General features: G+C 76.0%; 6 protein-coding genes and 1 pseudogene. 2 read left to right on the top strand and 5 right to left on the bottom strand.

Translation table 11 applies throughout. The features are described 5' to 3' along the window. Positions 1 to 971, top strand: a pseudogene (locus ACFV04_RS40890) (hypothetical protein); the annotation flags it as partial. 731 nt (positions 972 to 1,702) lie between these two features. Here ACFV04_RS40890 and ACFV04_RS40895 read toward each other — a convergent pair. After that, on the bottom strand, positions 1,703 to 2,515 hold the full coding sequence (locus ACFV04_RS40895) for a TrmH family RNA methyltransferase (protein ID WP_380536161.1): 813 nt from the start codon (positions 2,513 to 2,515) through the stop codon (positions 1,703 to 1,705). Between the two features lie 227 nt (positions 2,516 to 2,742). Between ACFV04_RS40895 and ACFV04_RS40900 the strand changes: the two genes are divergently transcribed. Further along, complete coding sequence (locus tag ACFV04_RS40900) at positions 2,743 to 5,349, top strand: SpoIIE family protein phosphatase (protein WP_380348053.1); 2,607 nt, start codon at positions 2,743 to 2,745, stop codon at positions 5,347 to 5,349. Between the two features lie 36 nt (positions 5,350 to 5,385). Here ACFV04_RS40900 and cobA read toward each other — a convergent pair whose 3' ends face one another. The 4 genes from cobA to ACFV04_RS40920 all read right to left on the bottom strand — a co-directional run bounded on the left by cobA (position 5,386) and on the right by ACFV04_RS40920 (position 13,296). Continuing rightward, positions 5,386 to 6,633 carry a uroporphyrinogen-III C-methyltransferase gene (gene cobA / locus ACFV04_RS40905; RefSeq protein WP_380348051.1) on the bottom strand — a complete coding sequence of 416 codons (1,248 nt, stop codon included), beginning with the start codon at positions 6,631 to 6,633 and terminating at the stop codon, positions 5,386 to 5,388. A 107-nt stretch (positions 6,634 to 6,740) separates the two neighbouring features. Continuing rightward, positions 6,741 to 10,661 carry a nicotinate-nucleotide--dimethylbenzimidazole phosphoribosyltransferase gene (gene cobT, locus ACFV04_RS40910; RefSeq protein WP_380536163.1) on the bottom strand — a complete coding sequence of 1,307 codons (3,921 nt, stop codon included), beginning with the start codon at positions 10,659 to 10,661 and terminating at the stop codon, positions 6,741 to 6,743. A gap of 515 nt (positions 10,662 to 11,176) precedes the next feature. Beyond that, on the bottom strand, positions 11,177 to 12,433 hold the full coding sequence (gene cbiE / locus ACFV04_RS40915; RefSeq protein ID WP_380536165.1) for a precorrin-6y C5,15-methyltransferase (decarboxylating) subunit CbiE: 1,257 nt from the start codon (positions 12,431 to 12,433) through the stop codon (positions 11,177 to 11,179). A gap of 203 nt (positions 12,434 to 12,636) precedes the next feature. After that, positions 12,637 to 13,296 (bottom strand): GNAT family N-acetyltransferase, encoded by a 660-nt coding sequence (locus tag ACFV04_RS40920; protein ID WP_380348046.1) that lies wholly within the window; start codon positions 13,294 to 13,296, stop codon positions 12,637 to 12,639. Positions 13,297 to 13,457 lie beyond the last annotated feature (161 nt).

A 13,457-nucleotide genomic window follows, 5' to 3' on the forward strand; every position in this document is an offset into this window, starting at 1 on the left:
CCCGGGCCGCGGCGGGCCGCCCGGGCAGCCAGGGCGCCGGACCTGCCGGACGGCGCCCGCACGGGGCCTCCGCGCCGCTCCCCCGGCCCGAGCCGACACCCGTCACCCGCCCGCTGCGGGCACGTCCGGACCGCCCGCAGACACCTCCGCCGGCCCGGCCCGGCCCCCGCGACCGGGTGCACCCCCGCGAACGCCAGCACACCCCCGCCCCCGGCGGACGACCCGGCACCGCGCGCCAGCGGCTGCTGCGTCAGCGGCTCGTCGTCTTCGTCACCGTGACCATCGGCGTCGCGCTGGCCATCGCGGCGGCACAGGGGTGCGAGAACCGGGACAACCAAGGTCTGCGGCCGCCGACCGGGGCGGTCGCGGCCACCGGCGCCCGTACCGGCGGCGGCGAACTGTCGGTGCCGGACTCGTCGGTGGACGTCGCCCCGCAGGCGCCGGCCGCACCGCTCCCGGCGACCGCCCGCAGCGGCGGCGCGGACGGCGCCCTGGGCGCCCCGCAGGGGCCGGTGCCGGCCGTCGACTGGCCGAACCGCAGCTACCCCGACGGGGCCGGCGGGCCCGCCGTCGCCCTGAAGGACGGACACTCGGCCGGAGCCGGGCCCCAGGTCGCGCTGAGCGCGGTGCTCCCGGCCCGGTACAAGGGCCTGCCGGCTTCGGTCGTCGTCCTGCGACGGGCGGAGGGGTCGGCACCGGTCGACCTCGTCCAGCTCTACACCTTCGCCGGGGACTCCCCGGTCGCCGCCACCTCCCGCACCTCGGCGGCGGACCCGCAGGCGACGGCGGCCTGGCGGCTGGACGGCAGCACGGTCGTCCGCGAGGAGCGCACCGCCGTCGGCGCCGTCACCACCACCCGCTACACCGTCCGCGCCGACGGCACCCTCGACGAGTCCTGGCCCGGCGCCCCCAGCGGCCCCACGCCGCCCCCCGCGGCCGCCCCGGCCCCGCCCACGGCCCCGGCGAACTGACCCGGGCGGGCCGACAGGCCCGGTGCGGCGCCGGACGTCGGGCCGGCCGACTTCTCGTGCGCCTGGCCGGAAGCCGACGAGCGAGCGACGCCCCGTGCGGGACAGGTGCACGAGGGCTCGGACGGACAGAAATCCGGGGCACCGAGAGTGCGACCCGGTGCGCCGGTACGGACGGGCGGCGCGGGACGTCGGGTGGGCCGACTTCTCGGGTGGTCGGGCGTCGGCACCGGTGGGGACGGCGTCGAGGGGCTTCGCGGCCGTCGGCACCAGAAGTCGATCCGGCCGACTTCCTGCGCGCGCGGGCCCTCTCCCGGCACGAGCTCTGCAGGAGGAGGGTTCACCACGGACCCTGAGGGCCACCGGCGGCCCGGGTCAGGCCCCGCGCGGGACGTCCGATCGGCCGACCTTCCCTGCGGCGGGGGGCACTGCGGGCGCGCGGGACGTCGGGTGGGCCGACTTCTCGGGTGGTCGGGCGCCGGCTCCGGTGGGGGCGACGCGTCGAGGTACTTCGCGGCCGTCGGTACCGGAAGTCGATCCGGCCGACTTCCTGCGGCGCGCGGGCCTTCTCCCGGCACGAGCTCTGCAGGAGGAGGGTTCACCACGGATCCTGAGGGCCACCGGCGACCCGGGTCAGGCCCCGCGCGGGACGTCCGATCGGCCGACCTTCCCTGCGGCGGGGGGCACTGCGGGCGCGGGACGTCGGAGCGGCCGGCGTCCCGTGGCGCGCCGGGTCAGAAGGCGGGGGTGGTGACGGCGTAGAAGACCACGGCTGCGGCGGCGCCGACGTTGAGGGAGTCGATGCCGTGGGCCATGGGGATACGGACGGGGTGGTGGGCGGCGGCGATGGCCTGGGGGGTGAGGCCGTCGCCTTCGGCGCCGAGCATGAGGGCGGCCTTGGGGAGGCCGTGCGGGGCGAGTCCGGCGAGGTCGACGGCGTTGTCGGCGGGGGTGAGGGCGAGCAGGGTGAAGCCGGCGGCACGGACCGTGGCGAGGCCGGCGGGCCAGGGGTCGAGGCGGGCGTACGGGACCGCGAAGACGGCGCCCATGGAGACCTTGACGGCGCGCCGGTAGAGCGGGTCGGCGCAGTCCGGCGAGAGCAGGACGGCGTCCATGCCGAGGGCGGCGGCGCTGCGGAAGATCGCGCCGAGGTTGGTGTGGTCGACCAGTCCTTCCAGGACCGCGACCCGGCGGGCCCCGGCGAGCACGTCGGCGGCGTCCGGGAGGGGCTTGCGCTCCATCGAGGCGAGGGCGCCGCGGTGCACGTGGTAGCCGGTGACGGCTTCGGCGAGGGCGGGCTCGACGACGTGGACCGGGGCGTCGGCCTCGGCGATGACGTCGGCCATCACGTCCAGCCACTTCGCTGTGAGCAGCATCGACCGCATCCGGTAGCCGGCGGCGAGGGCGCGGCGGATGACCTTCTCCCCCTCGGCGATGAACAGACCCTCGGCGGGTTCGCGGCGGCGGCGCAGTTCGACGTCGGTGAGGCCGGTGTAGTCGGCGAGGCGGGGGTCGGCCGGGTCGGTGATGGTGCTGGGTTCGGACACCCTGCGATCTTGCCAAGCCGGGGCGGCGAAGGCCAAACGGCCGACAGGACGGGGTGGTCCCCGGCTAGTCGGAGTGCAAATATGACCGTATGGCCCGTTATCCGGGCCGATCCTGGGCTCCGTCGGCCAATGGCGCCACTGGCTCCGCCGGCCCCTCCGGTGGGCGCCCACACGGTCGGCCACAGCTGCCGCACGCGAAGCGGGCGTGGCCGGTGTGGCATCGTTCGGTGGCCGGACAGGTGTTCGCGCTGCAGATCCTGGTCGTGCTGCTGCTGGTGGCGGCGGCCGTGCTGGCGTTGGTGGTGCAGTCGCACAGGGACGCCGACAACGAGGCGCGCAACCGATCGGTTTCGGTCGCCCAGACGTTCGCCAACTCGCCGGGCATGGTCGAAGCGCTCCGCTCCCCCGACCCGAGCGCGATCCTGCAGCCGAAGGCGCAGTCCGCCCGGATCGGCTCCGGCGTGGACTTCATCGTCGTCCTGAACAACCAGGGCATCCGGTACACCCACCCGAACCCGGCCAGGATCGGCCAGAAGTTCGTCGGCACCTACGAACCCGCGCTGCACGGCCAGGTGGTGACCGAGCACATCACGGGCACGCTCGGCCCGCTGGTGCAGGCCGTGGTCCCGGTGTACGCGCCGGACGGCCAGGTGGTCGGGCTGGTCTCGGCGGGCGTCACCCTGGCGAACGTCAGTACGGCCAGTGAGCGTCAGTTGCCGGTGGTGCTGGGCGCGGCGGCCGGCGCGATCGGGCTGGCCACGCTCGGGACGGCACTGATCAGCCGTCGGCTGCGGCGCCAGACGCGGGGGCTGGGCCCGATCGAGATGACCCGCATGTACGAGCACCACGCGGCCGTGCTGCACGCGGTGCGCGAGGGCGTCATGATCGTCGGCGGCGACGGGCTGCTGCTGCTCTGCAACGACGAGGCACGCCGGCTGCTCGACCTGCCGCCGGACGCCGAGGGCCGTCCGGTGACCGAGCTGGGCCTGGAGCAGGTTCCGCTGGAGCTGCTGACCGCCAACCGCCAGGTGACCGACGAGGTCGTGCTGGCCGGGGAGCGGCTGCTGGCGGTGAACGTCCGGCTGACCGACCAGGCCCCCGGCGGCGCGGGCGGCTGCGTCGCCACGCTGCGCGACTCCACCGAACTGCTGGCGCTGTCCGGCCGGGCCGAGCGCGCGCAGCGGCGGCTGCGGCTGCTGTACGACGCCGGGGTGACGGTGGGCAGCACGCTGGACGTGACGCGGACGGCTGAGGAACTGGCGCAGGTCGCGGTGCCGCGGTTCGCGGACTTCGTCACGGTCGACCTCGCGGAGCAGGTCCTGGCGGGCGAGGAGCCGCCGACGGGTTCCACCCTGGGGCGGATGCGACGGGCGGCGGTGGCGGGCGTCCGGGAGGACGCGCCGTTCTACCCGGTGGGCACGGTGCTGGACGTGGTGCCCGCGACGCCGCTGGCCGGGGCGCTGCACAGCGGTGAGCCGGGTCTGGAGCCGGACCTGGCGCAGGCCCGGCAGTGGCGCGATCAGGACCCGGAGCGGTCGGCGCAGGTGCTGGCGTACGGGGTGCACTCGCTGCTGCGGGTGCCGCTGCGGGCGCGCGGGGTGCTGCTGGGGGTGGCCCGGTTCTGGCGGGCGCAGCGGGCGGAGCCGTTCGAGACGGACGACCTGGCGCTGGCCGAGGAACTGGTGTCGCACGCGGCGGTGTGCATCGACAACGCGCGCCGCTACACCCGGGAGCACGCGATGGCGGTGACGCTGCAGCACAGCCTGCTCCCGCGCAACCTGCCGGCGCAGAACGCGCTGGACGTGGCGCACCGCTACCTGCCGGCCCAGGCCGGGGTGGGCGGGGACTGGTTCGACGTGATCCCGCTGCCGGGCGCGCGGGTGGCCCTGGTGGTCGGTGACGTGGTGGGGCACGGGTTGCACGCGGCGGCGACGATGGGCCGGCTGCGCACCGCGATCCACAACTTCTCGACCCTGGACCTGCCGCCGGACGAGCTGCTGGGACACCTGGACGAGCTGGTGAACCGGATCGACCAGGACGAGGCGGCGAGCGGCGAGAACGCGGGGCTGACCGGGGCGACCTGCCTGTACGCGATCTACGACCCGGTGTCGCGGCGCTGCACCCTGGCCGCCGCCGGTCACCCGCCCCCGGCCGTGGTGGACCCGGAGGGCCGGGTGGTGTTCCCGGAACTGCCGACCGGGCCGCCGCTGGGGCTGGCGGGACTGCCGTTCGAGACCGCCGAGCTGGAGCTGGCGGAGGGCAGTCGGCTGGTGCTGTACACGGACGGACTGGTGGAGGACCGCGACCGGGACATCGACGAGGGGCTGGAGCTGCTGCGTGCGGCACTGGCCGGCGAGCCCCGCACGCCCGAGCAGACCTGCGCGGACGTGCTCGGGGCGATGCTGCCGGCGCATCCGCAGGACGACATCGCGCTGCTGGTGGCGCAGACCAGGGTGCTCGCGCCGGACCAGGTGGCGGAGTGGGACGTGCCGTCCGACCCGGCGGCGGTGGGTGCCGTCCGGGGGGAGGTGGCCCGGCGGCTGGAGGCCTGGGGGCTGGACGAGGCCTCGTTCGTCACCGAGCTGATCCTGAGCGAGCTGGTGACCAACGCGATCCGCTACGGCTCCGGGCCGATCCGGGTGCGGCTGCTGCGGGACCGCGCGCTGATCTGCGAGGTGTCGGACGGCAGCAGCACCTCGCCGCACCTGCGGTACGCGGCGACCGAGGACGAAGGCGGGCGCGGGCTGTTCCTGGTCGCGCAGTTCGCGGACCGCTGGGGGACGCGCTACACGGCGACCGGGAAGGTCATCTGGACGGAGCAGCCGCTGGAGTAGGAAGTCGGCCGGGCCGACTTCCCGCTCCGGCCGGGACTACCGCTGGAAGGCGGCGGCCAGGACGTTGACGACGTCGCCGACGACGATGACCGCAGGGGGCTTGACGCCCTCCGCCTCGACCACCGCGGCGACGGTGCCCAGGGTGGCGTCCACCCGGCGCTGGGCGGCGGTGGTGCCCTCCTGGACGATCGCGACCGGGGTGTCCGCCGGGCGGCCGAACTCGACCAGCCGGGCGGCGATCGCGCCGATCTTGTCCACGGCCATCAGCAGCACCAGGGTGCCGCTCATCTTCGCGGCGGCCTCCCAGTTGGTCAGGGAGCGCTCGTCGTCCGGACCGACGTGGCCGGAGATGACCGTGAACTCGTGCGTCATGCCGCGGTGGGTGACCGGGACCCCGGCCGAGGCGGGGACGCTGATCGAGCTGGAGATCCCGGGCACCACGGTGACCGGCAGGCCGGCCTCCGCACAGGCCAGCAGTTCCTCGCCGCCGCGGCCGAAGACGTACGGGTCGCCGCCCTTGAGCCGGACCACGAACTTGCCGGCCTTGGCGTGCTCGATCAGCGTGCGGTTGATCGCCTCCTGGGCCATGAAACGGCCGTACGGGATCTTGGAGGCGTCGATCACCTCGACGTGCTCGGGCAGCTCGGCGAGCAGCTCGCGCGGGGCGAGGCGGTCGGCGACCACCACGTCGGCGTCGGCGAGCAGCCGGCGGCCGCGCACGGTGATCAGGTCCGGGTCGCCCGGGCCGCCGCCGACCAGGGCGACGCCGGCGCCGTGCGAGCGGTACTGGCGGGCGGCCAGCGAGCCGTCCCGCAGGCCGTCCACGATGGCGTCGCGCAGGGCGGCGGAGTGGCGCGGGTCCCCGGTGAGGACGGCCACGGTGGCGCCCGCGTCCCGGCCGCTGGCCGGCGTCCAGGCGGTGGCGGCGGAGGCGTCGTCGCTGCGCGAGCAGAACACCCGGCCGCGCTCGGCTTCGGCGCTGACGGCCGTGTTGACGTCCTGGTCGTCGGTGGCGACCAGGACGTACCAGGCGTCGGCCAGGTCGCCGTCCCGGTACGGGCGGGCGTGCCAGGTGAGCTCGCCGGCGTCGGCCATCGCCTGGACGGCCGGGGTGGTGACGGGCGATATCAGGTGCAGCTCGGCCCCGGAGGCGATCAGGGCGGGCAGCCGCCGCTGGGCGACCTGGCCGCCACCGACCACGACGACACGGCGGCCGGCCAGCAGCAGGCCGACCGGGTACGGGGTACGGCCCTCGGTGCTCGGGTGCGGGGTGGGCGCGGTCATCGACGGTGCTCCTGATCGGGGTGAGGGTGTGGGGACGGTACGGCGAGACGCCGCTCCGCGGGCCGGCGCGCCCTCGGGCCGGTCCGCGGAGCGGTGCGAGGTGCGCGTCAGGCCTTCTCGGTGACCCCGGCGGAGTCGAAGGTGGCTACATCGTGCATCGCCCGGGCCGCGCTCTGCACCAGCGGCAGGGCCAGCAGGGCGCCGGTGCCCTCGCCGAGCCGCAGGTCCAGGTCGATCAGCGGACGCAGGCCGAGCTTCGCCAGCGCGGCCTGGTGACCGGGCTCGGCGGAACGGTGGCCGGCGATGCAGGCGGCCAGCACCTCGGGTGCGATCGCCTTGGCGACCAGGGCGGCCGAACCGGCGATGACGCCGTCCAGCACGACCGGGGTGCGCAGCGAGGCGGCGCCGAGCAGGAAGCCGGCGATGGCCGCGTGCTCCAGGCCGCCGATGGCGGTGAGGACGCCGACCGGGTCGTTCGGGTCGGGCTGGTGCAGGGCCAGCGCGGCGCGGATCACCTCGATCTTGCGGGCGTGGGTCTCGTCGTCGATGCCGGTGCCGCGGCCGGTGACCTCGGCCGGGTCCAGGCCGGTGAACACCGAGATCAGGGCGGCCGAGGCAGTCGTGTTGGCGATGCCCATGTCGCCGGTGACCAGTGCCTTGTTGCCCGCCGCGACCAGGTCGCGGGCGGTCTCGATGCCGACCTCGATGGCCTTGAGGGCCTCCTCGCGGGTCATCGCCGGGCCCTGGGTCATGTCGGCGGTGCCGGGACGGACCTTGCGCGGCAGCAGGCCGGTGGCCCGGCCCTGCTGGACGGCCTCCGGCAGCTCGGCGGCCACGCCCACGTCGACCACGCAGACCTCGGTGCCGATCTGCTTGGCGAAGGAGTTGATCACCGCTCCCCCGGCCAGGAAGTTTCCGACCATCTGGGCGGTCACCTCCTGCGGCCACGGGCTGACGCCCTGGGCGTGCACGCCGTGGTCGCCGGCGAAGATCGCCACGCAGGCGGGCTCCGGGATCGGCGGCGGGCACTTGCGGGACAGCCCGGACAGCTGGGCGGAGATGATCTCCAGCATGCCGAGCGACCCGGCCGGCTTGGTCATCCGCTTCTGCCGGTCCCAGGCTTCGCCGAGCGCCTTGGCGTCCAGCGGGCGGATGCCGCGCAGGGTCTCGGCGAGCAGGCTCTGCGGCTCCTCGCCGGGCAGCGCGCGGTTGCCGTACTGCTCCTCGTGGACGACCCAGGACAGCGGGCGCTTCTTGGCCCAGCCCTGCTGCTCCAGCTCCGGCTCGTCCGGGAACGAGTCGACGAAGCCGACGCACAGGTAGGCGACGACCTCCAGGTGCTCGGGCAGGCCGAGCTCGCGGACCAGCTGCTCGTCGTCGAAGAAGCTCACCCAGCCGACGCCCAGGCCCTCGGCGCGGGCGGCCAGCCAGAGGTTCTCCACGGCCAGGGCGGCCGAGTACGGAGCCATCTGGGGCTGGGTGTGCCGGCCCAGGGTGTGCCGACCGCCGCGGGTGCGGTCGGCGGTCACCACGATGTTGACCGGGGTCTCGAGGATGGCCTCGATCTTGATTTCCTTGAACTGCTTCGCCCGGCCCTTGGGCAGCGAGTCCGCGTACGCCTCGCGCTGGCGCTCGGCCAGGGCGTGCATCCGCTTGCGGGTCTTGCCCGAGCGGATCACCACGAAGTCCCAGGGCTGCGAGTAGCCGACGCTGGGCGCGGTGTGGGCCGCCTCCAGGACACGGATCAGCACCTCGTGCGGGATCGGGTCCGGGCGGAAGCCGTTGCGGACGTCGCGGCGCTCGCGGATCACCTGGTGGACGGCCTCTCGGCCGAGCTCGTCGTAGCCGGGGGCGGCGGGGCCGCGCGGCTCGGCGGGTTCCTCGGGCTGCTGGTCCTCGGGCTGCGGCTCCTCGGACTGCTGGTCCTCGGACACCGGCTGCTCGGCGGCCGACGGGTCGACGGCGGGCTCCTCGGTGGCCTGCTGCGCGGACACCGGCTGCTCCGCCTGCTGGTCGGCGGGCTGCGCGGCCTGCGGCTCCTCGGCGGCGGGGGCCTCGGGGGCCTGCTCGGCGGCCTCGGCCGGAGCGACAGCGACAGCGGCCTCGGCAGGAGCGGCGGGCGCCTCGGCCGGAACCTCGGGCTGCTCGGCGAGCGGTTCGGCGGACGCCTCCGCCGGGGCCTCGGCCGGCGCGGCCTCCGGCTGCTGCGGCTGCCCGGCCTCGGCGGCGGACTCGGCGGCCGGCTCGGCAACGGGCTCGACGGCGCTCTCGACCGGGGCGGCAACGGCCTCGGCCGGCTCGACGGCGGGCTCGGCGGCGGGCTGCTCCGGCTCCTGCGTGACCGCTACGGCGGGCTGCGCCGCCTCGGCCTCGGCAACGGGCTCCGCAGCGGTCTCGACCGGGGCCGCAACGGCCTCGGCCGCGACGACCGATTCGGCCGGGACCTCCGCCTGGGCCTGCTCCGCGGGCTGCTCGGCGGACGCCTCCGCCGGGGCCTCGGCCGCCGGGGCCTCGGCCGGCGCGGCCTCTGGCTGCTGCGGCTGCCCGGCCTCGGCGGCCGGCTCGTTGACGGGCTGACCGGACGGCATCTCCCCGGTGCCGGCGGCGGTCTCGGCGGCCGGCTCGACGGCGGCCTCCGGCGCGACGGCAACGGACTCGGCACCCTCGCCGCCCTGACCGGGCTCGCCGACGGGAGCCACCTGGAGGGCGTCACCGCCGTCGACGGTCTGCGGCACGTCGGCGGCCGCTATGGGCGCGGGCTGCTGCGGTGCCGCGGCCTCGGCCACCGGGGCCTGCCCGGCCGCCTCGACCTTGGGCAGGCCGTGCGGGGTGGGCGCGGCGAGGAAGGCGGAGATCCGGCGCTGCGGACCGGCCGGAGCGGCCTCGGCCTGCTCGGCGGACGCGTCGACGGCAACGGACTCGACGGCAACGGTCTCGACGGCCACGGATTCGACGGCCACGGTCTCGACGGCGACGGAGTCGGCGGGGACCGGTGCGGCGGGAGCCCCGGCCGGGGCCTGCTCGACGGCCGGCTCGGCCACGACGGCCTGCGGCGCGACGGCCACGGCCTCGACAACGGACTCCGGCGCCACCTGGGCCGGAACGGGCTGGACGCCCTGGACGGCCTCCGGCGTCTCGACGACCTCGATCACCTCGATCGCCCCGACCGTCTCCACGGCGAGCATCGACTCGACCGGCTGCGAGGCCAGCGGCACCTGCTGGACGTCCTGGGCGAGCGGAAGCTGCTGACCGTCAGCCACCGGAGTACCCGGGACCAGCGGAACGACCGGCGGCGCCGCCGGCGTCTGAAGGGCCTGCGGCGCGACGGGCGGCGCGGCCTCGGCCATCGGCGGCCGGCCGACGACCGGGATGCCGTGCGCGGGCGTGCCGCCCTGCGACGGGCCGCGGTCGGCCAGCGAGCGCACCGGGACCTGGCCGGTCATCAGCGACGGGTCCGGGATCGGCGGGCCGGCGTGCAGCGGGCGGCGCGGCTGAGCCTGCGTCATCGGCTGCTGCACCTGCGGCTGCAGCGGGACGGGCTGCTGCTGGACGTGCTCGGCGCCGAGCGCCGGCGGGTCCACCGGCGGCCAGGACGGCTCGACCGGGGTGCCGTCCTGCGGCGACGCGAGCGGCATCTGCTCGGCCGGGACGGACGCCATCGGCTCGCCCCAGGAGCCCTGCGGGCCGGGCATCAGCAGCACGTCGTCATCGTCGTCCAGGCCGTCCGGCGAGTCGGGCTGGTCGAGGAAGTGGAAGGCCGGGCGCTGGGCGCCCTGGTCGACGGCCCACCCCTCGCCGGGGACGCCGTAGCCGGGCTGGCCCTGTGGCGGGATGACGCCGGCACCCGGGGGCATCCCGCCGAGCGGTCCGCCGAGCGGGGCCGCCGGGTTCGGGATCATTCCGCCGTCCGTCGCGACGCCCTGCAGGGGTGCAACGCCCGCGACGCCCTCCGGTCCGCCGAGCGGGTCGGGCCCGGCGTGCAGGTGCTCCGGCAGTCCCTCGCCCGGGACGTGGCCGCCATCGGTCATTGTCAAAGCTCCTTCCAGGCCGCTGCCGCGCCCTTGGCGACACGATCCGATCGCAGCGCCCATCCGCACGGGCCGGGCCAGCACCGACCCGCCCCTCAACCACACGCGGCCGCCGCGCCATGGCGCTGCGGCCCAAGTCCATCCGGTGCGCCGCGGCACCCCGGCCCGGCGCACCGCCACACGGGGCGGCGCATCGTCTGAAACAACGACACCCCGGAGCAACCGGCACGACCGCACCGGACCCTACGGCATTCTCCAGGTCCGGCACGAGGCCCGTCGAATTGCCCACACTCCGAGCGGAACCGGGTTGCACCACGTCAAAAAGGTGACAAACCGACCGAATCGGGTGGGTCGCCGACAGCTGCAGCCGCCCAGGACGTCACACTACCGGCCCGGCGCGGTCACCTCTCGAATCGGTGTCCGGATGCGACCTGGATCACCGTCCGCACCGCGCGCGGACCGCGCCCGCGCAACCGTCCGCACTACCGCGCGGCCCCGGCGCGCGCCCGAGGTTTTCACACGATCTGCTCACCCCAGAGCACGAGCGCGCCGGTTCCGCCCGACCCCAGCCCCAGCCCGCCGCCCTCCCCCGCGGACGCCAGCGGGGTCGACTGGAGCAACGCGCCGTCCGCCCGGTACCCGGCCCCCTCGATCGCCCGGCGGACCTCCTCCGCCTCGGCGAAGGTCCGGGCCAGCGCGACGAACCGCTCCGGCCTGCGGGCCAGCACGGCGCGCACCACGTCCGGCCCGCCGGACTCCACCACCGCCGCGTCCGGCTCCGGCAAACCGCCCAGCACCTCGGGGCCACTCCCGTACACTGCCTCGATCTCGACGCCGTACCGGCGGGCGTTGACGGCCAACCGGGCACAGGCCGAGCGGGAACCCTCGACCGCGACGACGGCGGCGCCGAACCGGGCCGCCTCCACCGCGAGGGCGCCGCTGCCCGCGCCGACCGACCAGACCAGGTCCCCGGGGCGGGCACCCAGACGGGCCAGCACCAGGGCGCGCACGTGCGCGGGGAGCGTGTCCGGCGCGCCCGTTTCACCACCCGTGCGCCCGGCGCCCGCGTAGGCGTCGCCGGGGAGCGCCCAGCCGCGCTCCGCGCCGGGGTAGCCGACCGGGCGCCCGGCGAGCCAGCCGGCCGCCTGGTCCACCGGGGCGGCCTGGGCGCCGCCGCCGATCACCAGCACCACGTTGGGGTCGCGCCAGTCGTGGTCGGCGATCCGGTCGGAGGTGAGGACGGTGACGTCCTCCTCGGGGGTGCCGAGGGCCTCGCAGACCACGAAGGTCCGGTGCACCCCGCGCAGCATCAGGGCGAGTTCGGCCGGCCCGGCACCCGGGGCGGTGAGCACCGCCACCTTGGGGTGGGCCCGGCAGATGTTGGCCGCGCGGCGCAGCCGTCCGCCGTGGGCGCTGACCACCTGGGCGTCCTCCCAGGGCATGCCGGCCCGGGCGAAGGCGGTGGCGACGGAGGAGACGGCGGGCAGGACTTCCAGTTCGAGGCCGTACTCGGGGCGGCGCAGGGTACGCACCACGCCGAAGAAGCCCGGGTCGCCCTCGGCGACCACGACGGCGGCGCCGCGGTGCTCGGCGATCCGGCGGGCGGCCTGCCGGACGTCGCCGAGGGTGATCCGCTCGGCGGCTTCGGGCACCGGGAGGGCGCCGAGTTGATAGGGGGCTCCGGCCACCAGGGTCGCCGCGGCGAGGGCCGCACCGGCGGCCTCGGTCAGCGGCGTGCCGTCCCACCCGATGACCGTGATCCGGTCAGCCATCTGCGGCCGTTCTCCCTCGACTCGTTGCGCCGTTCCGTGCGCCACCCGGTGCGCCGTGCTGCCGCACCGGTGCAGAGGCTACCGGGTGTGATCCCCCCGGGGACGGACATCTCGTACACATGTCCGTGGCGGGCGGACAGACGGACGGTCGTCGGCGGTCCGGTCGCCAGGCTGCCCCGGTCCGGCGGTCCGGTCGCCCGGCGTCAGTCGCGCAGCACGTAGCGGTGGTCGCCGTGCCAGCCGTGCCGGTGCAGTCCGGGCGACTCCAGGTCCTCCGGGAGCAGGCTCCAGAGGATGAGGTCGCTGCGGCTCTCCCCCGCGGTCCGGCTGCCGGGGGGTGCGCCCACCGCCTCGCCGGACTCGCGCACTATCCAGGCGCTGCGCAGCACGCCCTCGCTGATGCCGCCGATCTTCTGGGCGACCTGCTGGGCGGCGGTGTTCCCGGCGGCGGTGCGCATCTCCAGGCGCAGGAAGCCCCGGTCCTCGAACAGCCACTGGGCGACGCCGAGGACGGCCTCCGGGGCGTACCCCTCTCCGCGGGCCCAGGCGGCGGTGATGTAGGAGATCTCGGTGCTGCGCAACCGCCAGTCGGTGTTGCGCAGTTCGACCAGGCCGACCAGGCGCTGGGTCAGGTGCTCGGTGACGGCGAGGACGATGCCGCGCCCGGTGGCCCGGTGGGCCGGGGCGAGGGTCCGGGCGAGTTCGGCCGCGTACGCCTCGGTGAAGGGGTGCGGGAGGTCGGTCCAGGCCAGGACGAGGTCGTCGGCCATCATCGTGGCCAGACCGGGGGCGTCGTCCTCCGCAAGGGGACGCAGCAGCAGCCGTTCGGTGCTGATCGCGGTCTCGGGGAAGCTCGCTGCCATGCCGTCTCTCCTCGCCGGGTCGTGAACACAACACCGTACGCCTCCGTCGCACTCCGGGTACCACCCGGTGCGCCGCGCGCACGACGGTACGTCAGAACGCCGTCGCCCGGGGGCGTCCCCGGTGCATACTGCCCGACCGGGCCCCCGCCGCAGTGCGGCGG

This window comes from Kitasatospora sp. NPDC059599 (assembly GCF_042735125.1).
In the GTDB taxonomy this organism is placed as follows: domain Bacteria; phylum Actinomycetota; class Actinomycetes; order Streptomycetales; family Streptomycetaceae; genus Kitasatospora.

Coding starts and splice junctions, on each gene's coding strand:
- cobA (WP_380348051.1), bottom strand. CDS start 6,633: ATGACCGCGCCCACCCCGCACCCGAGCACCGAGGGCCGTACCCCGTAC.
- cobT (WP_380536163.1), bottom strand. CDS start 10,661: ATGACCGATGGCGGCCACGTCCCGGGCGAGGGACTGCCGGAGCACCTG.
- cbiE (WP_380536165.1), bottom strand. CDS start 12,433: ATGGCTGACCGGATCACGGTCATCGGGTGGGACGGCACGCCGCTGACC.
- ACFV04_RS40920 (WP_380348046.1), bottom strand. CDS start 13,296: ATGGCAGCGAGCTTCCCCGAGACCGCGATCAGCACCGAACGGCTGCTG.